General features: G+C 54.2%; 1 protein-coding gene. It reads left to right on the top strand.

All coding sequences use genetic code 11. The annotated features are described in order from the left end of the window. Positions 1–244 (top strand): hypothetical protein (locus EE949_RS29635; protein WP_206335693.1); only part of this gene is annotated, 244 nt, incomplete at its 5' end. Positions 245–358: the final 114 nt, after the last annotated feature.

The following is a 358-nucleotide window of genomic DNA, read 5'->3' as shown; positions in this document are numbered from 1 at the left end:
CGCTTGGGTAATGCTCGCAGGTGTGCTCTGTGACCTATCGATCTTCCGAAGCGCCTACGCCACAAAAACGCCAAGCAACCTCAAAACATTCATCAGCCAGGAATTCGGTGAGGGCAAGGGAGCACTGATGTGTCCCCACGACCGTTTGCCGGTCGGCATGGAGTTTGTGCCCAAATTTGCTCTCAATGACGCTCAGATTCTGGGGATTCTGGATGGTTTGTCCAGGCAAGCACTTGAGAGCTAAGTGACGAAGCTCGAGGTGGAATTCACGGCGGAGCTGGGAGCTGAGTACGACTAGAACCTGAAAGAGACGCTGACTTCACTGCGAGGCTAGCTACGCGATCAATAAGGGTGGGAC

Source organism: Pseudomonas viridiflava (assembly GCF_900602065.1).
Lineage (GTDB): Bacteria > Pseudomonadota > Gammaproteobacteria > Pseudomonadales > Pseudomonadaceae > Aquipseudomonas.
The sequence above is the reverse complement of the archived record's forward strand: the minus strand, read 5'-3'. Positions and strand labels throughout refer to the sequence as shown.